18 protein-coding genes and 1 pseudogene are annotated in these 19881 nt (G+C 69.6%); 11 read left to right on the top strand and 8 right to left on the bottom strand.

The genetic code is table 11. The features are described from left to right. The first annotated feature begins 93 nt into the window (after positions 1-93). The 7 genes from BLQ73_RS24645 (at position 94) to BLQ73_RS24615 (ending at position 6894) form a co-directional block, all read left to right on the top strand. Positions 94-699, top strand: coding sequence for a sigma-70 family RNA polymerase sigma factor (locus tag BLQ73_RS24645; RefSeq protein ID WP_093173839.1), 606 nt, complete (start codon positions 94-96; stop codon positions 697-699). Then, positions 696-962: a mycothiol system anti-sigma-R factor gene (gene rsrA / locus BLQ73_RS24640; RefSeq protein ID WP_093173837.1), complete on the top strand. Its 267-nt coding sequence runs from the start codon at positions 696-698 to the stop codon at positions 960-962. Before BLQ73_RS24645 ends, rsrA begins: the two co-directional genes overlap by 4 nt. 152 nt (positions 963-1114) lie before the next feature. Continuing rightward, positions 1115-2059 (top strand): NAD-dependent epimerase/dehydratase family protein, encoded by a 945-nt coding sequence (locus tag BLQ73_RS24635; RefSeq protein ID WP_093173835.1) that lies wholly within the window; start codon positions 1115-1117, stop codon positions 2057-2059. A 262-nt stretch (positions 2060-2321) separates the two neighbouring features. Then, on the top strand, positions 2322-3677 hold the full coding sequence (locus BLQ73_RS24630) for an HD-GYP domain-containing protein (protein ID WP_176955654.1): 1356 nt from the start codon (positions 2322-2324) through the stop codon (positions 3675-3677). Positions 3678-3723: 46 nt separating this feature from the next. Further along, positions 3724-5022, top strand: a complete 1299-nt coding sequence (locus BLQ73_RS24625; protein WP_093173833.1) for an HD-GYP domain-containing protein — start codon at positions 3724-3726, stop codon at positions 5020-5022. A 228-nt stretch (positions 5023-5250) separates the two neighbouring features. Beyond that, complete coding sequence (locus BLQ73_RS24620; RefSeq protein WP_093173873.1) at positions 5251-6585, top strand: acetyl-CoA carboxylase biotin carboxylase subunit; 1335 nt, start codon at positions 5251-5253, stop codon at positions 6583-6585. 96 nt (positions 6586-6681) lie between these two features. Continuing rightward, on the top strand, positions 6682-6894 hold the full coding sequence (locus tag BLQ73_RS24615; RefSeq protein WP_143020419.1) for a biotin/lipoyl-binding carrier protein: 213 nt from the start codon (positions 6682-6684) through the stop codon (positions 6892-6894). Between the two features lie 20 nt (positions 6895-6914). Here BLQ73_RS24615 and BLQ73_RS24610 read toward each other — a convergent pair whose 3' ends face one another. Continuing rightward, a complete protein-coding gene (locus tag BLQ73_RS24610) occupies positions 6915-7349 on the bottom strand; it encodes a thioesterase family protein (protein WP_245691355.1) in 435 nt (144 codons plus the stop codon). Positions 7350-7768: 419 nt separating this feature from the next. Between BLQ73_RS24610 and BLQ73_RS24605 the strand changes: the two genes are divergently transcribed. Further along, a complete protein-coding gene (locus BLQ73_RS24605; protein ID WP_093173831.1) occupies positions 7769-9466 on the top strand; it encodes a serine/threonine-protein kinase in 1698 nt (565 codons plus the stop codon). A gap of 9 nt (positions 9467-9475) precedes the next feature. Here BLQ73_RS24605 and BLQ73_RS24600 read toward each other — a convergent pair whose 3' ends face one another. Together BLQ73_RS24600 and bioD are read right to left on the bottom strand one after the other, a co-directional pair. After that, positions 9476-11122: an acetolactate synthase gene (locus tag BLQ73_RS24600; protein ID WP_093173829.1), complete on the bottom strand. Its 1647-nt coding sequence runs from the start codon at positions 11120-11122 to the stop codon at positions 9476-9478. Between the two features lie 81 nt (positions 11123-11203). Further along, positions 11204-11923 (bottom strand): dethiobiotin synthase, encoded by a 720-nt coding sequence (gene bioD / locus BLQ73_RS24595; protein WP_093173827.1) that lies wholly within the window; start codon positions 11921-11923, stop codon positions 11204-11206. Between the two features lie 295 nt (positions 11924-12218). Here bioD and BLQ73_RS34265 point away from each other — a divergent pair. Continuing rightward, positions 12219-12420: pseudogene (locus BLQ73_RS34265) on the top strand (hypothetical protein); the annotation flags it as partial. Between the two features lie 30 nt (positions 12421-12450). Here the strand turns inward: BLQ73_RS34265 and BLQ73_RS24590 are convergent. After that, the gene (locus BLQ73_RS24590; protein ID WP_093173825.1) at positions 12451-13203 is read right to left on the bottom strand and encodes a GntR family transcriptional regulator; all 753 of its coding nucleotides are present in this window, start codon (positions 13201-13203) and stop codon (positions 12451-12453) included. Further along, positions 13200-14363 carry an 8-amino-7-oxononanoate synthase gene (locus BLQ73_RS24585; protein WP_245691354.1) on the bottom strand — a complete coding sequence of 388 codons (1164 nt, stop codon included), beginning with the start codon at positions 14361-14363 and terminating at the stop codon, positions 13200-13202. Before BLQ73_RS24585 ends, BLQ73_RS24590 begins: the two co-directional genes overlap by 4 nt. 162 nt (positions 14364-14525) lie before the next feature. Between BLQ73_RS24585 and BLQ73_RS24580 the strand changes: the two genes are divergently transcribed. Beyond that, on the top strand, positions 14526-16019 hold the full coding sequence (locus tag BLQ73_RS24580) for a PAS domain-containing sensor histidine kinase (RefSeq protein ID WP_093173821.1): 1494 nt from the start codon (positions 14526-14528) through the stop codon (positions 16017-16019). A 613-nt stretch (positions 16020-16632) separates the two neighbouring features. Here BLQ73_RS24580 and BLQ73_RS24575 read toward each other — a convergent pair. Next, positions 16633-16887: a WhiB family transcriptional regulator gene (locus BLQ73_RS24575; RefSeq protein ID WP_093173819.1), complete on the bottom strand. Its 255-nt coding sequence runs from the start codon at positions 16885-16887 to the stop codon at positions 16633-16635. Between the two features lie 276 nt (positions 16888-17163). Further along, a complete protein-coding gene (locus BLQ73_RS24570; protein WP_093173817.1) occupies positions 17164-18129 on the bottom strand; it encodes a diacylglycerol/lipid kinase family protein in 966 nt (321 codons plus the stop codon). A 286-nt stretch (positions 18130-18415) separates the two neighbouring features. On the opposite strand from BLQ73_RS24570, the gene BLQ73_RS24565 reads away from it, so the two are divergent. After that, positions 18416-18811 (top strand): hypothetical protein, encoded by a 396-nt coding sequence (locus BLQ73_RS24565; RefSeq protein ID WP_093173867.1) that lies wholly within the window; start codon positions 18416-18418, stop codon positions 18809-18811. Positions 18812-19091: 280 nt separating this feature from the next. Here the strand turns inward: BLQ73_RS24565 and BLQ73_RS24560 are convergent, their stop codons facing one another. After that, a complete protein-coding gene (locus BLQ73_RS24560; protein ID WP_176955653.1) occupies positions 19092-19871 on the bottom strand; it encodes an RNA polymerase sigma factor SigF in 780 nt (259 codons plus the stop codon). Positions 19872-19881: the final 10 nt, after the last annotated feature.

Genomic DNA, 19881 nt, shown 5'->3' with positions numbered 1-19881 from the left:
GACCATCCCGCCGAACTGGCCTTTCCCATCGAACAGGTATCCTCCGCTAGATACGGCGTGCCGGCCCAGCCGGGCGCCAGTGATCTTAAGGGGGTGGGTCCGGTCGCTGCTACAGGCACCGAGTCCGTGGAGCAGCGGAGCGCGCGGTTCGAACGCGACGTGATGCCGTATCTCGAACAGCTCTATTCCGCGGCTCTCCGGATGACCAGGAACCCTCCGGACGCGGAGGACCTCCTGCAGGAGACCTTCGCCAAGGCGTTCGCGTCCTTCCACCAGTTCCAGGAGGGTACGAACCTCAAGGCGTGGCTTTACCGCATCCTTACCAACACTTTTATCAATAGTTACCGTAAGAAGCAGCGGGAGCCGAAGCAGTCGGGCACCGAGGAGATCGAGGACTGGCAGCTCGCACGCGCCGAGTCGCACATGTCGAGCGGCCTCAAGTCCGCTGAGATCGAGGCGCTCGAACACCTCCCCGACAGCGATGTCAAGGACGCGCTGGCGGCCCTTCCCGAGGAGTTCCGCATCGCGGTCTACCTCGCGGACGTCGAGGGCTTCCCCTACAAGGAGATCGCCGACATCATGGGCACGCCGATCGGCACGGTGATGTCGCGGCTCCACCGCGGGCGGCGAATCCTCAGGACGCACCTTTCCGACTACGCGCGCGAGCGCGGCCTGGTCCCGGCGGAGGGATCGAAATGAGCTGCGGAGACCCGCACGACACCGACTGTCGTGACGTGTTGGAGAAGGTCTACACCTACCTCGACGGGGAGCTCGGCGCGGTCGACTGCGCCGACATCCGCCGGCATCTGGACGAATGCGGGCCCTGTCTGGAGGAGTACGGCCTGGAAAAGGTCGTCAAGCAACTGGTGGCCAAGCACTGCGGCTGCGATCCCGTCCCGACCGACCTGAGGGCCAAGGTGCTTGAGCGCATCGAGCAGGTGCGCACCGAGCTCGCCGACTGAGCCGGGCCGACCGGGCCGGTCGGCTGAACGGGCCGACCGAGCGGGCCGAGCGGGCGGGCCGAGCGCGCGGGCCGAGCGCGCGGAGCGGGCCGGCGGGCTAGGATCTGCACCGGCCCCGGCCGGGGGCGCACCAGTCACAGGAGGAGCCTCATATGCGTGTGCTCGTCACCGGGGGAGCGGGCTTCATCGGTTCGAACCTCGTCGACCGTCTGCTGGGCGAGGGCCACGAGGTCCAGGTCGTGGACGACCTGTCTTCGGGCGACCGCGCCAACCTCGCGGCGGCGGCCCGGAGCGAGCGCTTCGCCCTGCACGAGCTGGACATCCGCGACCCGCGGGTCGCCGACCTCGCCGCCGGCTTCGAACCCGAGGTGATCTGCCACCTGGCGGCCCAGATCAGCGTGCGCAGGAGCGTCGCCGACCCGCTCAACGACGCGCGGCTCAACGTCGAGGGCACCGTCTCCGTCCTCATGGCGGCGCAGCGCGCCGGCACGCGCAAGGTCGTGTTCGCCTCCTCCGTGGCGGTGTACGGCAGGCCGGACGTCATCCCGGTGCCCGGCGGCGCGGCGACCGACCCGCGCTCGCCGTACGCGGCCTCCAAGCTCGCCGGGGAGACCTACCTGGCGGCCTTTAAGGCGCTGCACGGCATCGACTACACGACGCTGGTGCTCTCCAACGTCTACGGCCCGAGGCAGTCCCCCGAGGGGGAGGCCGGGGTCGTCGCGATCTTCACCGACGCCCTGCTCGACGGCAAGGCCACCGTGGTCTACGGCGACGGCGGCCAGACCCGCGACTACATCTACGTGGACGACGTCGTCGACGGGTTCGTCCGCGCCTGCGGTGAGGCCGGGGGCGGTGGGCGGTTCAATCTCGGCACCGGCCTCCAGACCACCGACCGCGAGCTGCACACCCTCGTCGCCGCGGCGGCGGGCGCTCCCGACGGGCCGGGGTTCGCCCCGCAGCGCCTCGGCGACCTGCCCGCGATGGCGGTCGACCCGGCGCCGGCGCTCGACGCGCTCGGCTGGCGTCCCCGCACCGATCTGGCCGACGGGCTGAAGAGCACGGTGGAGTGGGCGCGGGGCCGCAGGTCGGGGCAGTGATCGTCTCTTAACGTGCTTGCTTGGTTACGCTTTGCTTGCGATTTCGGGCTTGGCCTTCCCGGTGAGCCGGGGTTCTGTAGCCTTAAGTCTCGAAAATCTACGTGGAGGCGTCTCATGATCAAAGCAACGATCATCCGGGTGGCGGTGGGGTTGCTGCTGCTCGCTCCGGCGGTCCTCGTGGCGGCGGCGGGTGCTCTTCCGCCGGGCATCTCCTGGACCTGAGCGCGTTCCTCCTCGCCGGGTTCATCCCTAGGTGGCGGCATTGCGTGGACTCCCATGGCCTGCGAAGGTCTATCTGATCATCGTTATCGGTGCGGCTTTCGCCCTGATCGGGCATGATCTCGTCGCGCCGGGGCAGCAGGACGCCTTCGCTCAGTGGGACACGCTGATGGTGCTGGCGCTGCTGTTCCTGCTCTGCGAGTCACTGCCCACCCTGCTCAACATCGACCAGGTGGCCGTCTCGATGAGCTTCTCCGCCGCGCTCGCGGCGGTGGTGCTCGTCGGCCCCGAGGGCGCGGCGGTCGTCGGCATGACCGCCGTGCTCAGCGTGCGGCCCGGCCTCGCCCTCGTGAAACGCCTGTTCAATGGCGCGCAGTTCGCGATCTGCTCCTACAGCGCGGGCCAGGTGTTCGTGTGGCTCGGCGGAAGGTCCGGAGTGCCCGGGGTCGACGGGTTCGAGGGGCTCATCCTGCCTTTCGCCGGGGCAGCCGCCGTGTTCGTGCCGCTCAACTTCCTACTCACCGCGACGATGCTGTGGCTCGCGGACGGCCTCAGGGCCGACCAGATCCCGATCAGCGGCATGGCCCAGTTCCTGGTGTCCTACCTCGGGTATGCCACGTTCGGCCTGCTGATCGCCGGGCTGTGGGCCACCGTCGAGACGATCTCGGTGGTGCTCGTCCTGCTGCCGCTGTTCGTGGCGCGGTGGGGGTTCGGGCAATACCACGCCCAGCAGCGCTCCTACGACGCGACGATCGCGGCGCTGTGCCAGGCGGTCGAGACCAAGGACTACTACACGCGCGGCCACTGCACGCGCGTCTCGCTCGCCTCCACCATGATCGCCCAGGAGATCGGGATGAGGTCCGAGCGGCTGCGCGCGATCCGCTACGCCGGCATGCTGCACGACGTGGGCAAGCTCGGCGTTCCCACGAAGGTGCTGCAGAAGGAGGGCAAGCTCACCGAGGAGGAGTTCGCCGCGATCCAGCTGCACCCGATGCGCGGCCTGGAGATCGTGCGGGGCATCGACTTCCTCGACGAGGCGTTCGCGGGCATCATGCACCATCACGAGCGCCACGACGGCAAGGGATACCCGATGGGCCTCGCGGCCGACGAGATCCCCGAGTTCGCCCGGGTGATCGCGGTGGCCGACGCGTTCGACTCGATGACCTCCGACCGGTCCTACCGCAAGGCCAAGCCCATCGAGACGGCGCTGGCCGAGCTGCGCAAGGGGGCCGGCACCCAGTTCGACCCGCTGATGGTGAGCGCGTTCATCAAGGTCATCGACCGTGACGGGTGGGATCCGCCGCGTACGGCGCCCGCCGATCCGGTCGAGCGGTCCGAGACGGTGAGCAAGGACCACGACGATCCGACGACGCCGATCCAAGTGGTGTCCGAGCGGTGACACCGCCGGAGAAGTGGCGGCGCGGGCTGCCGGACATGGAGTCCAGATGACCGTGGTGGGAAGGCGGGCGGCCACGCCCGCCGTCAAGGCCTTGGCGACGCTCGACTCGAGCCAGTTGCTGCTCATCTGCGCCGCGGGCATCGCGGCCGTCGCGGGCATCGCGTACACCACCGCCGTCGGGCTGCTCGACTCGGAGGTGGCCGTCGGGTTCGGCGTGCTGATCGCCGCGGGGGAGCTCGCCCGGCTGACGATGCCGGGCAACCGCGAGGTCGCCCCCATCGGGTCGGCCGCGGCGCTCGGCTACACCCTGCTGCTCGACATGGGCGGCCATCCGCTGCGGCACCCCGCGCTGCAGGTGATAGCCGTACTCGCCGTCGGGATGATCGCCGGTGCGCTGCCGCACCTCGCGGTGGGGCGCCCGCCGCGCCTGGACGCGATGGCCCGCCGCCTGCTCACCGGCGCCTTACTGGCTTTCGCGTTCCGGCCGCTCGCCGAGCCGCTGCACGCTCTCACACCGTCGTCGAGGGGAAGCTGGCTGCCGGCGCTCGGGGTGATGGCCGTGCTCATCTGCGCGATGCTGTTCGTCGATGTGGTGATCGCTGCGATGCTCAGAGTCGAGCAGGTGCGCACCGCGTTCCGGGTGGCGGTCAGGGACGAACTGCGCATGGCCGTACCTCTGGGTGCGGCGGTGGCGGCGTCCGGCATGCTGCTGGCGCTCGCCTCCCACAGCATGGGCATGGTGGCGCTGCTGGTGTTCGCCGCGCCGCTGCTGGTGACGCAGGTGGCGTTCCGCAAATACGCCGGCATCCGCGCGACCTATTTGCAGACCGTGCGCGCGCTCGCACGGGTCACGGAGGTCGCGGGCTATGTGGAGCCCGGCCATTCCCGTCGGGTCAGCCGCCTGTCGGTCGCGGTGGCGAGGGAGCTCGGCATGGCCGAGCCGGAGTTGCTCGAACTGGAATACGCGGCGCTGATGCACGACATCGGCCAGTTGTCGCTCCGCGACCCCATTCCCGGCGGGGCCACCGTGCTGACCGACCCGGAGCAGGCCAGGCGTATCGCCGAGCTCGGGGCGGAGGTGATCAGGCAGACGGGGGTGCTCGAGGGGGTCGCGGAGATCGTGCGGCGGCAGTGCGACGCGGTCTCGGAGGGCCCGCCGCTCGCCAGCCGCATCATCAGGACGGCGAACGCCTACGACGACCTCGTCGGGGGTTCCACCGACCGCGACCGCGCCGGCGCGGCCCTGGAGCGGCTCCGGGTGGGAGCGGGCAGCGAGTACGACCCGGTGGTGGTCGAGGCCATGTCCCGGGTGATCGACCGCAGGACGCCGGGACACCGTCTGTAGGGACACCGTCTGCAGGGATCTCGTCTGCAGGGATCTCGTCGGCGGGGTGTGGTCGTGCCGTCGAGGGTCCTCTGGGGGTGGCGGCCGATGTTCCCGAGGGGGGGATAATCGCGGGTTATGTAGGGCTATTTGCGCGGCTATTTGTAGTGCATCTACAGTTTCTCGCGTAAGGATCAGTGAGAATTCATAACAAGGGAACGGACGGGCCCCGGAAATAGGGTGGGGCGCGTGCAGACCGAATCCGTTCTTGTGGCCAACAGAGGAGAGATCGCGCGGAGGGTCATCCGCACGGTCCGGCGCCTCGGCCTCCGGGCTGTCGCGATCCACTCCGAGGCCGACGCGGAGCTTCCCTTCGTGAGAGAGGCCGATGAGGCGGTGCCGGTCGGTCCGGCTGATCCGGCGAAGAGCTACCTCGACGTGGACCGCGTGCTGGAGGCGGCGAAGTCCACCGGGGCGACGGCGGTCCACCCCGGATACGGGTTCCTGGCGGAGCGGGCGGATTTCGCCCGCAGGGTGGCCGCGGCCGGTCTCACCTGGATCGGCCCCTCGCCGGAGGCCATGGAACAGATGGGGGACAAGATCAACGCCCGCAACCTCATGGAGGCGGCGGGCGTTCCGGTCGCCCCCGGCACCCGCGAACCCGTCACCGAGCCGTCCCGTGCGGTCAAGGAGGCCGCCCGCATCGGCTATCCGGTCATGGTGAAGGCCTCCGGTGGCGGCGGCGGCATCGGCATGGGCGTCGCCCGCGACGAGGCGGGGCTGACCAAGGCGTTCGAGGCCGCGTCCCGTGCCGCGCTCCGCTTCGGCGGCGCACCCGCCGTACTGCTTGAGCGCTACGTCGAGCGCGCCCGCCACGTGGAGGTCCAGATCCTCGGCCTCGCCGACGGCACGGTGATCGCCCTCGGCGAGCGCGACTGCTCGGTGCAGCGCCGCCACCAGAAGGTCGTCGAGGAGACGCCGTCGCCCGGCGTCACGGGCGAGCTGCGTGAGCGCATGCTGAAGGCCGCGGTCCGGGCGGGGGAGGTCGTCGCCTACCGGGGCGCGGGCACCGTCGAGTTCCTGGTCGACACCGAGCGGCAGGACTTCATGTTCCTGGAGATGAACACGAGGCTCCAGGTCGAGCACCCGGTCACCGAACTCGTCACCGGGATCGACCTTGTGGAGCAGCAGCTCCGCGCCGCCTGGGGGGAGCCCTGCCCGGTGAGCGTCGGGACCGCGGGGCACGCCATCGAGTTCCGGGTCTATGCCGAAGACCCCACGCGTTTCCTGCCGGGCCCCGGCCGTATCACCGTGTGGGACGAACCGGTGGGCGTAGGCGTCCGGGTGGACTCGGGCTACGAGGCCGGCAATACCGTCACGCCGTTCTACGACCCGCTGATGGCCAAGCTGTGCGTCCACGGTGAGACCCGCGCGCAGGCGTTGGAGCGCGCCCGGGGGGCGGTCGCCGCGTTCCGGATCGAGGGGCCCAAGCACAACCTGCCGTTCTTCGCCGAGCTGCTGGCGCGGGCCGATTTCGCCTCGGGCGACTATGACACCGGTCTGGTGTTCCGCATGCGCTCCTGAGCGTGGCGGCGTGGTTCTGGCAGAGTGGAGACCACACCCGGTTGATCTTGAATCAACCGGGTGCTCTGGATCATAGATGGAAGGGAGGACGGTCCGGTGGCCGAAGTGTGCGCTGAGATGGTGGCGAACGTCTGGAAGGTCGTCGTCTCACCGGGAGACACGGTCGCGGAGGGCGACACGTTGGTCATCCTTGAGTCCATGAAGATGGAGATCCCGGTGCTGGCCGAGGAAGACGGCCTGCTCGCCGAGCTCAAGGTGGCAGAGGGCGACGTGGTCCAGGAAGGTGACATCATCGCCGTCATCCGGTAGCGGCGCGGCACCGGGCCCGCTCAGAGCGACCGCGAGAGGAAACGCTCGCGGTCGACGACCACTCGCTCGATCCGTCCTCTGCTGACGACCTGTTCCCGGTCGCGTGCGGTGAATTCGAAGACGAGTCTGCGCCCGTCGACCTCGACCAATTCGGCGGCCACCTCGACGTGGGTGCCCACGGGGCTGGCGGCCAAATGGTCGAGTTCAACCCGGGTGCCTACCGAGGTGTGGTCAGGGGCAAGGTGCTCCATGACCGCCCGCACTGTCACCATCTCTGCAAAAGTCAGCAATCGCGGCGTGGCCAGCACGGGAACGTCGCCACTGCCGATCTTGGCGGCCGTGTCCTCCCGCTCCACCATGATCAACATTTGTGCGCGCAATCCAGGTTCAAGCGTCATGGGCACACGATAGAGCGCGGTTGGCGTGCTGGGCACTTTGAACTGGTTCGCAGGCATCAGTGAAAAATGTAATAGGTCGTATGCGCGGTCCGACACGAGGGTGCTCGTCAGTGCGGCACGGTGCGAATGTTGCATTGTGCTGTTATTTCGTTTTGTTCCGTGATCTCGCCTACCAATCCGCGTCGGCGCGCCTAACGTATCCCTCGAACCGTCGCGCCTGGGGGGGCGCGCAACCTCAGGAGGAGCCGCAGACCTCCGGGGTTTCGTTACCTCCGCGTTACCTGAGCGCGATAGAAATCCGCTTTGTTGGAGAACCCTGGGGTTGGGAATGAGTGCTCTTCGTCCCTCGCAACGAGTCACCGGCCGACCGCGGGATGTGTGGGTCCTTCCAGCCGTGTGGTGGCAGGCCACCAAGGCTCGCAGACCAGACGAAGGGTGCTCGGCAGCACAGCACGGCAGGGGGTAACGGGGGAATCATGGTGGCCCAAGGGACGACACTGGCGGGGAGATACCGCCTGGACACCCGGCTGGGCGCCGGAGGCATGGGCGAGGTATGGCGGGGGGAGGACACCGTTCTCGCCCGCACGGTGGCCGTCAAGGTGCTGCTTCCAGGCCGCACCGACGACCCGGGATTCGTCGCGCGGTTCCAAGGCGAGGCCCGGGCGATGGCGACCATCAACCATCCGGGGGTCGTCGACGTCTACGACTACGGCGTGACCCAGGTGGCGGGCGCGGGGGCGACCGCATACCTCGTGATGAAATTCGTCGACGGCGAGGCGCTCGACCGGCTGCTCGCCAGGCTGGGCAGGATCGCGCCCGAGCCGGCCATGGAGCTGATCGCCCAGGCGGCCTCCGCGCTGCAGGCCGTCCACGACCAAGGCATCGTCCACCGCGACGTCAAGCCCGGCAACCTGATGGTGCGCTCGGACGGCACCCTGGTACTGACCGACTTCGGCATCGCCCGCTCCGACAGCGCCAGCAGGCTCACCGACGCCGGCATGGTGCTCGGCACGGCCGCCTACTGCGCGCCCGAGCAGGCCGAGGGCGCGCCGGTCACGGAGATGGTCGACATCTACGCGCTGGGCGTCGTGGCCTACGAGTGCCTCGCCGGGCACCGCCCGTTCGACGGCGACACGCCGGTGACCATCGCGCTCAAGCACATCAGAGAGGACCCGCCGCCGCTCCCGGCCGACATTCCGCCCGCCGTACGCAGGCTGGTCGGCCAGGCCCTGTCGAAGGACCCGGCGCGCAGGTTCCCGACCGCCGCCGCGATGAGCGCCGCCTCCTCGGCCGCCGCGCTGCCGGGCGCCGACGGCTCGGCGCAGCCGCAGGTCGGCACGGCGTTGCCGTACCCCTCGACGGGGGCGATCGCCGCCGCGCCGCAGCCCGTCGGCCCGCCGGTCGGGGGCACCGACGGCGTGCCGTCGTCCGGCTACCCCATGACCGGTGACATGCAGCCCGCCTCTCCGCCGACGGAGGCCACCCCGGTGGGGCGGCACACCGAGCCGGTCGCGGAACAGCACGGCGGCGCCTCGGGTGGGCGGGGGCGGCGCCGAGGGAGCCGCAAGGGCGGGATGATCGCCATGCTCGCGATCGGCGGAGCCGTCCTGACCGCGGGCGGGGTCGGGGTGGTCATGGCGAACATGGCTCAGGGCGATGACAAGATCGCCATCCACCTGGGCGATTCGACGGCCACGACGCCGACGGCCAGGCCGACCAGGAAGCCCGTCCAGACCTTCAGTCCCAGGCCGCCGAGGACCCGGCCCGCGGTGAGGACAACCGCGCCTCCCAGCCCGACCTGGTCGCCAGAGCCCTCCGCCACGCCCACACCCACCTCCACGCCCTCGTCGGAGCCGACGGCGTCCGAGACGGTCGCCAGCCCGACCCCCTCGGTGAGCAGGGAGCCGCAGACGAAGAAGCTCGTGCCGGGCGTCGTGGGCCTCACTCAGGAGCAGGCGCTGGCGCTGATCAGAAAGTCCGGGTTCAAGGCGAAGGTGGTGCAGGTGGGACTCGACGAGGCCCCGGCGACCGGCTGCACGCAGGTCGTCCACCAGAGCCCTGGCAAGGGGGCCATGCTGGAGGCCGAGAAGAACGTGAACATCACCGTCGACATGACCGTGGAGTGCCTCATCGGCCCGTCGTCAGCGCCCACCCCGAACCCCAAGGCCCCCTGAGCGGGGCCGTCAGATGCCCGTCGTGTTGCGCGGATAGGCGATCTCCGGGTCAGTGACGATGTTGACCATGTACGGCACGCCCGAGTCGAACGCGCGGCGCAGGGCAGGGCCTATCTGCGAGGGGTCGGTCACCAGCTCCCCGCCTCCGCCCAGTGCCGTCACGACCTGGTCGTAGCGGCACTGCTGCTGGAGATCGGCCGCGACGTCGTAGCCGTACAGGAGCCGCATGGGGTGCTTCTCCAGCCCCCACATGCCGTTGTTCCCGCAGACCATGACGACGGGAAGCCTGTGGCGTACGAGCGTGTCCACGTCCATCAGGGAGAACCCGGCGGCGCCGTCACCGAGAAGGAGCACCACCTGGGAGGACGGGCGGGCGATGCGGGCGGCGATGGAGTAGCCGAGCCCGGTGCCGAGACAGCCGTACGGGCCGGGGTCCAGCCAACACCCCGGCTTGCGCGGCTCCACGTATTTCCCCGCGTAGGACACGAAGTCGCCGCCGTCGCCGATCACGACGGCGTCGTCGTCGAGCACCTTGGCGAGCTCACCGTAGATGCGCATCGGGTGGATCGGGGTGGAGTCCGCCGCCAGCAGCTCCGCGTCGCCCGCGATAGAGGCCGCCGCCGACTCCGACAGGCGGGTCAGCCACGCGTCGTAACGCGCCGGGTTCACCCCGGCCTCCTCACACGCCGTGTTGAGCCCCCACAGCGTCAGCGACAGGTCGCCCGCGACCGAGCTCGCCAGCCCCACGTGCCCGGCGAGCCGGGACGGCGTGTCGACCACGTGGACGACCTTGGCGAGAGGAGCGCCGTCCTTGCCGCCGAACCAGCCGTAGCCGAGCCGGAAGTCCAGAGGGGTGCCCACCACCACGACCAGGTCGGCCTGGCCGAACGCGGTGCCGCGGGCCCGCGTCACCAGCAGCTCGTGGCCCGCCGGCAGGATGCCCCGGCCCTGGCCGTTCGGGATCACGGGGAGGCGCCACGCCTCGGCGAAGTCGCGGGCGGCGTGCTCGGCGCGGTCCATCCACACGTCCGAGCCCAGCACCAGCACGGGCCGCTCGGCCTCGGAGATCAGCCGCGCGATCTGCGCCAGGTCGTCGGTGTCGGGCTCAAGCGGCGACGGCGTCATCGTGCTGGCCGCGTGCTCGGGGGAGGGCGCGAACAGGTCGTCCATGGCGAAGTCCAGGAAGACCGGGCCGCGATGCGGGGCGACCGCCGTACGGAACGCGGTCTCGACGTCGTGGCCGATGCTGTCGGCGGAACTCGCGGTGAAGGACAGCTTGGTGACGGGCTGGAAGAGCGGCGGGTGGTCCATCTCCTGGAGCGCGCCGCTGCCCCAGCGCGAACGCGGGGCGCGGCCCCCCATGATCACAACCGGTGAGCCGTTGAAATGGGCGGTCGCCACGCCGCTGACACCGTTGGTGACACCGGGCCCCGCGGTGAGTACGGCGAGGCCGGGGCGGCGGGTCAGCCTCGCCGTGGCCTCGGCGGCGAACACGGCGCTCTGCTCGTGGCGGACGTCCATGATGGGCAGCCCCTCGTGGACCGCGCCATCGTAGAGCGGGAAGACATGCCCGCCCGACAGCGTGAACATGGTCTCTATGCCGTACGCCTTGGCGACGGCGACGGCGACGTCTCCTGCGTGCTTACCGGGCTCCATGCGGGCACGTTACCAGTGGGTCACATCACAGAGAAGGTCGCGAAGCGGCTCACCTGCTGCCCGTGCGGCACGCGGCCGGGCTCAGCCCGGCGTGAGCGTACGGCGGAAGGCCGACGGGTCGAAACGCCCGCCGAGCAGCGGTCCGAGCCCGTCGCGGGCCATCCGCGCGAACTCCGCAGGGTCGCCCGAGGCGGCCCCCTCGGGAAGCACGCCGGCGAGGGGACGCGCGGCCAGCATCTCCAGATCGGCGACACCCCGCCGCTCCGCCAGGCCGGGCTGCCGGGGCCAGGCCCCGACGACCAGCCCCGCCAGGTCGAGGCCGCGCCCCGCCAAGGCCTCCAGCGTCAGCGCGGTGTGGTTGAGGGTGCCCAGCGTGGCCCTGGTCACCACCAGCACCTGCGCGCCCAGCAGGTGGGCGAGGTCGGCGATCGTCGCGCCGTCCTCGTCGAACCGCACCAGCAGCCCGCCCGCCCCCTCGACCAGCACCAGCCGGTGCGACTCGGCCAACTCGGCCACCCGCGGCGCCACGTCCGTCAGCGACACCGGAGGAAGGCCCGCCTCCCGCGCCGCCGCGGCCGGGGCCAGCGGGTCGGGATAGCGGGCGAACTCGAACGTGGTGGTCACCCCGGAAAGGCGGCGCACCTCGTCGAGGTCGCCCGGCTCGCCTTCCGCCACACCCGTCTGCGCGGGCTTCACCACCGCGACACTCGCCCCGCGCTCACGCGCCAGCGCCGCCACGGCGGCCGTCACCACGGTCTTGCCCACGCCCGTGTCGGTGCCGGTGACCACCAGGATGCTCATTCCGCCAAGGCTAGTCCCGGCGGGGATGACGAACCCGCGCGCCGACCGTTACTCCGGGGGCGCCGCTGGGATCGGACGAAGGCGTCCGTTTGAATCAAGGCGGGCGATCGAGGGGCTTGCCGTACCGGAAGCGGTGAGCCCCTCTCGTGCGCGGGGGTGGGCTCGGTTCTGAGGGCTCAGCGCATGGCGCGGGGGTGGGCTCTGAGGGGGTGTGACAATCATATTGATCAGTAAATGAGATCAGGAATGTGATGCCGGAAACACCATTCCGGGGTTGAGCCGCAGTCCTCTGGAAGTCCTCGCGAAGCTACGTGCGGGGGCGAATCGGTTCCTTGTGAAGGACACCTTGCCGGCGGAGCTGCGGTCGGCCGTTCGCGTGATCGCGGCGGGGGGACGCCCTGCTGGGGCCGGGAGTGACGAAAAGGCTGATCCGGGCGCGGGACCGCGCTCAGCTGATGATCATCGCCTATGAGTCTGGGCTGGTCCGACCCGGATGAGGTGTCATGGACGCATCCGGGTCGGCTTCGTCATCGGCTGGAGGAACCGGAGGAGTTGACGGGGACGGGGCGCCGCAGGCGGGTGACGAACTTGTAGCGGTCACCGCGGTACATCGACTGCGCCCACTCCACCGGATGCCCGTCGGCGTCGAAGGCGTGCCTGGTCAGCAGGAGCATCGGCAGGCCGACGTCGACGCCGAGGATCTGCGCGTCGTACGGCGTGGCCAGCACGGTCTCGATGATCTCCTCGGCATCGGTCAACTGCACGTTGTAGGCGTTGTGCAGCGTCTCGTAGAGCGACGAGTGCACCTCAAGCTCCCGGCGCAGCCGTGGGAAGCGGCGGGCCGACAGGTGGGTGGTGTCGATCGACATCGGTTCGCCGTTGGCCAGGCGCAGGCGGTGGATCCGTAGCACCCGCCCGCCGGGGTTGATCGCGAGCCGGCGCGCCAGGGGCTCGTCGGCGGTGATGTAGCTGATGTCGAGGATCTTGGTGTCGGGCTCCAGGCCGACCGTGCGCAGGTCGCCGGTGTACGACGTGAGCTGCAGCACCTGGGCGACCTTGGGCTGGGCCACGAAGGTGCCCTTGCCCTGGATCCTCACCAGGCGGCCTTCCACCACGAGCTCGGTCAGCGCCTGTCTGACGGTGGTGCGGGAGGTCTCGAACCGCACCGCGAGCGTGCGCTCGGGCGGCAGCGCCGTACCCGTGTGCAGGCTTTTCGTCAGTTCGAGCAGACTTCGTTTGACGTCGTAGTACTTAGGAACTCGAGGGGAGTCGCCGGTCACGCGTTCACCTTCATCTCGGCCACAGCGGTAAGAGCACGTCTGATCGCTGAGAGATCATCGGAACTCAGATTGGCCCGGGCGGTCAACCGCAGGCAGGAGCGGCCGACCGGAACCGACGGCGGCCGGAAGCATCCGGCGCGCACACCGTTTTCCGCACAGACGGCCGCGGCGCGCAGCGCGGCTTCCGGTGTGCCGAGCACGATCGAGACGACCGCGCCCGCTGGATCGTTCGTTTCAAGGCCGAGTCCGCGCGCCATCGAGGCCACCTCTCGCGCCCTGGCACGCACGTATCCAGGCAGTTCGGGCTGGATTTGAAGGATATCGAGAGCTTCGAGTGCCGCAGCCACGCACGCAGGGGCGAGACCGGTATCGAAGATGAACGACCGGCCGGTGTCGACCAGTGTCTGGATCACTTCGGCGGCTCCGAGCACAGCTCCACCCTGTGATCCCAGGGATTTCGAGAGTGTGACCGTTCTCACAATACTCGGGTCGCCCGTGAGGCCCAGCTCATGCACCGCGCCACGCCCGCCCGCGCCCAGGACGCCCAGCGCGTGCGCTTCGTCGACCACGAGCAGCGCGCCATGCCGTACGGCTGCCGCGTGCAGTTCGCCCAGCGGCGCGAGGTCGCCGTTAACGGAGAACAGGGCGTCGGTCACGACCACCGCGTGTTCCTCCTGCCGGTCGACCAGGGCCTTCTCCACGGCGTCCACGTCGGCGTGCGGTGTGACGACCACCCGCCCGCGCGCGAGCCTGCAGGCGTCGACGATCGAGGCGTGGTTTCCGGCGTCCGATACCACCAGGCCGCCCGCGCCGAGGGTGGACACGGCGGCGAGGTTGGCGAGGTAGCCGGAGGAGAACAGCAGTGCGCCCGCGGCTCCGGTGAACTCGGTGAGACGGTCCTCGAACTCGGCGTGGAGCTGTGTCGAGCCTGTGACCAACCGGGAACCGGTGGATCCCGTGCCCCACACGGTGGCGGCCCGTGCGGCGGCCCGGGCCGGGCGGGGGTCCCTGGCCAGGCCGAGGTAGTCGTTCGAAGCGAGGTCGACGAGGCCGTCGTCGTCGGGGGTGCGTGGCCGGAGCGTTCGCCGGAGTCCCGCTACCGCGCGAGCGTCGGCGGCAGCGCGGAGTCGCGCGAGTGGATCGGTGGGAATGGCCTCCATACAGCGCATTTTCGCAAGAACGTTGGTCTCGAGGACTCCCGGGGCATTTCGAGGGCGTTTCAGGGGTGTCGCAATGTTTGTTGGGACATGTGAGCGGCTGACCGGCCGCGACTCCGGGTGGTCGAGTTGGCCATGACGGCATGGAACACGCATGATGCACAGGTGCCGACTCTCAGCGACCTCGCGGTTTCCCACACCGCACTCGACGAAGCGGACCTTGAGTGGATGCACTCGCTGGTCTCCGACTGGCAGCTGCTCGCCGACCTCTCGTTCGCCGACCTGATCCTCTGGGTGCCGCTTCAAGACGGGTCGGGGTGGATCGCCGTCGCTCAGATGCGACCCACGACCGGCCCAACCGTCTACCACGACGACGTGGTGGGCACCGTGGTGGCCAAGGGGCAGCGCGCCCTCATCGACACCGCATGGCGGGAGCGCCGCATCTGCCGCGAAGGCGACCCTGACTGGTCGAGCGGGGTGCCGGTCCGCGAAGAGATCATCCCGGTGCGCCGCGCCGACGTCGCCGCGGCCCGCGGCGGGGAGCACGTCCCGGGCCGCTACCTCGGCGTGATCCAGCGCTCCACCAACCTGTCGTCGGCGCGCACCCCCTCCCGGCTGGAGCTCACCTACCTCCAAAGCGCGTCCGATCTCGCCCAGATGGTGGCCGAGGGGCGCTTCCCGTTCTCGGAGGAGGCCCCGACCATGGTGCGCTCGCCCCGGGTCGGCGACGGCCTGCTCCGGCTCGACCGGGCCGGCCGGGTGACCTACGCCTCGCCGAACGCGCTGTCGGCCTACCGGCGGCTCGGGCGCAGCGCCGACCTCGTGGGCGCCGAGCTGGGCAAGGTCACGGCGATGCTGTGCTACTCCGACGAGCCGATCAACGAGGATCTGATGGTCGTCGCGAGCGGGCGTGCCCCCCGCGAGACCGAGGTGGAGTCCGGGAGCACGATAGTGCAGCTCAGGGCCATCCCGTTGATCGTGGGCGGTGGCAGGATCGGTGCTCTGGTGCTGATCAGGGACGTGACCGAGCTGCGCCGCCGCGAACGCGAGCTGATGACCAAGGACGCCACGATCCGCGAGATCCACCACCGCGTCAAGAACAACCTGCAGACGGTCGCCGCGCTGCTGCGGCTTCAGGCCAGGCGGCTGCGGATCCCGGAAGGGCGGGAGGCGCTGGAGGAGGCCGTACGCAGGGTCGGGTCGATCGCGATCGTCCACGAGACGCTGTCGCACGCCCCCGAGGAGTTCGTGGACTTCGACGACATCGCCGACCGCGTCATCGCGATGGCGGGCGAGGTGTCGGTGCCCGAGTCGCAGGTGTCACCGGCCAGGACCGGCTCGTTCGGCGTGCTGCCGGGCACGGTGGCGACACCCCTCGCCATGGCTCTCACGGAGCTTCTGCAGAACGCGGTGCAGCATGGGCAACCCCACAAGCTCGACGTCATCGTCTCGCGCGGGCCCGAGCGGCTGTCGGTGGCGGTCCGCGACGACGGCAAGGGGCTGCCGGCCGACTTCGACCTCGAGTCCGCGACCAGCCTCGGCCTGCAGATCGTGCGCACCCTCGTGGTGGGGGAGCTGTCAGGCCGTCTCGCCGTGGCGCCGTGCGAAGGCGGCGGCACCGAGGTCACGCTGGTGATCCCTATTCCGGCCGGCACCTGAGACCTTCCGAGACCTTCGGGCGGACATCTAGGACCTTCCGGCTGGCGTCCGAGACCTTCCGGTCGTTGGTCCGGGACGTCCGGGACGTCCGGGACGCTCAAGGCGTTCGGGGCGTTCGGGGCGTTCGGGGCGTTCGGGGCGTTCGGTTGGCGTCTGGGACGTTCGGGAGTCCGGCGCCTCCCGGTCACCGTCTGGGATCGGCGTCTCAGGGCTGAGATCGACGTCTGAGGGTGACCGTCGGGGGGCCGAAGGCAAGTGGCTCGCGCAGGGGCCGGGGAGGGCCCGCCTAGGCGAAGATCTCGCAGTGCCCCTCTGCGAGATCTTGTCATCGGTGGGTGGTGAGGGGGAGAAACGCTACCCCCGCTGTCGATTGTGGTCGTGGGCCGTGGGAGACTAAGTGTTCTTCACCAGAGACGCGGGAGCGAAAGTAGGTGAAAGTTCTTCGGCCGTTAAAATCACGCGTAGTTGTGACGCTGGGTTTTCACAGAGCCGCGTTCCCCGGGAAGCCGGTTCCGTGGTGGGATCTAGGCCACGTTCGGGTCGGCGGATTCGGGTCGACAGGCTCCGGTTCACGTCAAGCGCCGCCTCTACGACGTCTGTGACAAGGAGTCGATCAGACGTTGGCGCGGGCGCGAGCGCGAGCCGTACGACGCTTGAGCGCGCGGCGCTCGTCTTCGCTCAGGCCGCCCCAGACTCCTGCGTCCTGACCGGACTCAAGGGCCCACTTCAGGCAGGCTTCGCTGACGGTGCACTGCCGGCAGACCTGCTTGGCTTCTTCGATCTGCAGTAGCGCGGGGCCGGTGTTGCCGATCGGGAAGAACAGCTCAGGGTCCACGTCACGGCAGGCAGCGCGGTGGCGCCAGTCCATGCGTTCACTCCTTCGTAATGTGGAGCCACCTAAGCGGCTCCGTGTGGCATGCTTGTGAAGACTTTCACTAGCCGTCGCGAGCATCACCCGGTCCTGGTCGGGCCGGGGGGTTCGTTTGAACGTCTGCCCTCTGAGGTGCGGGTACACCGTAAAGGTCCTACGTTCCGACGTCATTCTTGAGACTGTCAGCCACGCTCAGTACACGCAAGAGGTTTGGCCGGAAGTTTTGTCGGTTATGGATGTCGGATCCGTCACACTATGACGGAATGTAACTGGCTAGACCAGAACTTGTAACGCATTCGGGATAGACCGGAAGGTCACCCGCTCGACTTCGCCCAGGTAGTCGCCGTCCAGCTGGAAGGCCGTCGGGCGTGCCGCCGTCAGTGTGAACTCCCCCTCGTCGTGGAGCTGAACGAGGTTCCTGCCCTTGGGCAGGGTGTCGCGTTCGCCCAGGATCTGGCCGACCAGGCCGAGGATCGTGGACAACCCCAACCGGCGCAGTCCCAGCAGGTCAAGGCCCGTGTCGAAGCCCGCCCAAGGGGTCGGGGTGACGGGCTGCTGCCCGACGTAGGTCCACGGCGAGGTGTTGGAGACGATCGCCATGAAGATGTCGGGGACACCGGGGATGCCGGGCCCCTCGACCGAGATGGCGGCGTGCCGCCGATCGGTCATGAGGTAGTGGCGGATCGCCGTACCCATATAGAGCGTGTGCCTGGCCGTAAACCCCGCGCTGCGCAACCCCTCGACGGCCCGGATCACCTCGGCGTCATAGCCCAGACCCGAGCAGAACGTGAAGTATCTATGCTCGCCGTCCCACGTGGCCCGTCCCAGGCCGACCGTACGGCGCCGCCCGTCACACAGCGCCTCCAAAATCGCGCCGGTCGCCTCCACCGGGTCGTTCGGCAGCCCGAGTGCCCGGGCGAACACGTTGGCGCTGCCCCCAGGGATCACCATCAGCGCGGGCCGCTCGGCGGCCCCGCCGTCGAGAGCCCCCTCCCCGCCGTGCTCCTCGGCGGTCAGGAGCCCGTTGACGGCCTCGTTGACCGTTCCATCGCCGCCGAGCACCGCCACCACGTCGTATCCCTTGGCGTGCGCCGTGCCGGCCAGAAGCGCGGCATGCCCTCGGTAGGCGGTCTCCTCGACCGAAAGGTCGAGTGCCGCGCCGAGAGCTCGGATCAGCACGTCCATCGTGCGCTGGTGCGTAGTGGTCGCCGTGGGATTGACCAGGAGCATGGCCCGCATGCCGTCAGCGTATCCGGCGCGACCTTCAGATTCCCCATCGTTCCCTGGGATGTGGGGCACAGCCCGCCTCGGGCATATACGGGACATACGCATTGCGTCTACAGAGCCATCGCAGATTTGGACGTACTCGGGGGGAAGCGCACGGGGGACATGCAGGGGGGACGTGCAGGGGGACATGCACAGCGCGGGTCGTCTTCGGGACTTGGACTCGGGGGCGGGTTCGGCGTTCGAGGCCGGGGTCGGCGAAGGCACCGGAGGGGACATGCCGTCGAGTAGGGTTTCCAGCGTGTCGAACCGTCCGCTGACCCTGCTCGTCGCCGCCGTCGCCGTGGCGCTCGAAGGCCTGACCGCTCTGCTGCTCGGGGGCTACGTGGCCGTGGAGACCGTTGTGGGCAGGCCGGAGGACATCGCCACCTCGATCGGCGTGGCCGTTTTCGGGGTGGGGGTCGGGGCCGGGCTGCTGTGGGTCGCGTGGGGGCTCCTGCGGGGTGAGCGCTGGAGCCGAGGGCCCGGCGTGGTGACGCAGATCTTCGCCGTGCCGGTGGTGATCACATTGTTCCAGTCGGAGCGACTGGTCATGGGCCTCGCGCTCGCCGCCGTCGTCGCGGTCGCGCTGATCGGCCTCCTGGCGCCGCCCACCACCGCGGTGCTTTATCACGATGAGGAGCGTGGAAAGCGCTGACGCGCGCTCGTCTGCCGGTGGAGATCGGGGGAGAGCGCCGATGGAAACCGGCGGGAGGGGACCTGGTGATAGCGGGCCTGGATCACCGAGCGGCGGCGGCCTGGATCGCCGGGCTGACGCGGGGCCGAATCGCGGGTTGGCCCGGGATCGAATCGCCGGGTTGGCCCGGGATCGAATCGCCGGGTTGGCCCGGGATCGATGAGTCGGCAGGCGATGCCGTCCGGAGTGGCCCCGGTCCGGCGTTGAACCGGGGCGCGACCCCTCTGGACTCGAAGTCCGGTCAGTCGTCCGCCGTGAGCCCCTCGCGCAGTTGCGCGAGTGTGCGGGCCAGCAGGCGGGACACGTGCATCTGGGAGATGCCGAGCTCGGTCGCGATCTGCGACTGCGTCATGTTGCCGAAGAACCGCAGCAGCAGGATGCGCTTCTCGCGAGGCGGTAGCCGTTCAAGAAGAGGCTTGAGTGACTCGCGGTATTCGACCCCTTCAAGGGAGTCGTCGACGATGCCGAGCGAGTCGGCCACGGCCGGGGCGTCGTCGTCGCCCGAGTCCGGGGCGTCCAGGGAGACCGTGGAGTAGGCGTTGGCCGACTCCAGGCCCTCCAGGACCTCTTCCTCGGTCATCTGCAGGTGGACCGCGAGCTCGGCCACCGTCGGCGCTCTTCCCTCCCGCTGGGAGAGCTCACTGATCGCCTTGGTGAGCGAGAGCTTCAGCTCCTGCAGCCGCCGCGGCACCCGGACGGCCCAGCCCTTGTCCCGGAAATGGCGCTTGATCTCTCCCACGATCGTGGGAGTGGCGTAGGTGGAGAACTCCACGCCCCGCCCGAGGTCGAACCGGTCGATCGACTTGATCAGACCGATGGTCGCGACCTGCGTGAGGTCGTCCAGCCACTCCCCCCGGTTCCTGAATCGGCGGGCGAGGTATTCCACCAGTGGGAGGTGGAGCTCCACGAGCTCGTCCCGGATGCGCTGGCGCCGGGGATCGTCAGGAGGCAACTCCGCCAGTTCCGCGAAGAGCGTGCGAGCGCGCACCCGGTCGGGCACCGCACTGTCGCTGGCGGCCATGGCTCGAGTC

Origin of the sequence: Sinosporangium album (genome assembly GCF_900100605.1) — a bacterium.
Taxonomy (GTDB): domain Bacteria; phylum Actinomycetota; class Actinomycetes; order Streptosporangiales; family Streptosporangiaceae; genus Sinosporangium; species Sinosporangium album.
Note: the sequence above shows the minus strand (reverse complement) of the source record. Positions and strands in the feature narration are given on the sequence as shown.

Excerpts from the sequence above, each read along its gene's own strand:
- BLQ73_RS24625 (WP_093173833.1), top strand. The coding sequence starts at position 3,724 with ATGACCGTGGTGGGAAGGCGGGCGGCCACGCCCGCCGTCAAGGCCTTG.
- BLQ73_RS24605 (WP_093173831.1), top strand. The coding sequence starts at position 7,769 with ATGGTGGCCCAAGGGACGACACTGGCGGGGAGATACCGCCTGGACACC.
- bioD (WP_093173827.1), bottom strand. The coding sequence starts at position 11,923 with ATGAGCATCCTGGTGGTCACCGGCACCGACACGGGCGTGGGCAAGACC.
- BLQ73_RS24635 (WP_093173835.1), top strand. The coding sequence starts at position 1,115 with ATGCGTGTGCTCGTCACCGGGGGAGCGGGCTTCATCGGTTCGAACCTC.
- BLQ73_RS24575 (WP_093173819.1), bottom strand. The coding sequence starts at position 16,887 with ATGGACTGGCGCCACCGCGCTGCCTGCCGTGACGTGGACCCTGAGCTG.
- BLQ73_RS24610 (WP_245691355.1), bottom strand. The coding sequence starts at position 7,349 with ATGCCTGCGAACCAGTTCAAAGTGCCCAGCACGCCAACCGCGCTCTAT.
- BLQ73_RS24560 (WP_176955653.1), bottom strand. The coding sequence starts at position 19,871 with ATGGCCGCCAGCGACAGTGCGGTGCCCGACCGGGTGCGCGCTCGCACG.
- rsrA (WP_093173837.1), top strand. The coding sequence starts at position 696 with ATGAGCTGCGGAGACCCGCACGACACCGACTGTCGTGACGTGTTGGAG.
- BLQ73_RS24570 (WP_093173817.1), bottom strand. The coding sequence starts at position 18,129 with ATGCGGGCCATGCTCCTGGTCAATCCCACGGCGACCACTACGCACCAG.
- BLQ73_RS24600 (WP_093173829.1), bottom strand. The coding sequence starts at position 11,122 with ATGGAGCCCGGTAAGCACGCAGGAGACGTCGCCGTCGCCGTCGCCAAG.
- BLQ73_RS24585 (WP_245691354.1), bottom strand. The coding sequence starts at position 14,363 with ATGGAGGCCATTCCCACCGATCCACTCGCGCGACTCCGCGCTGCCGCC.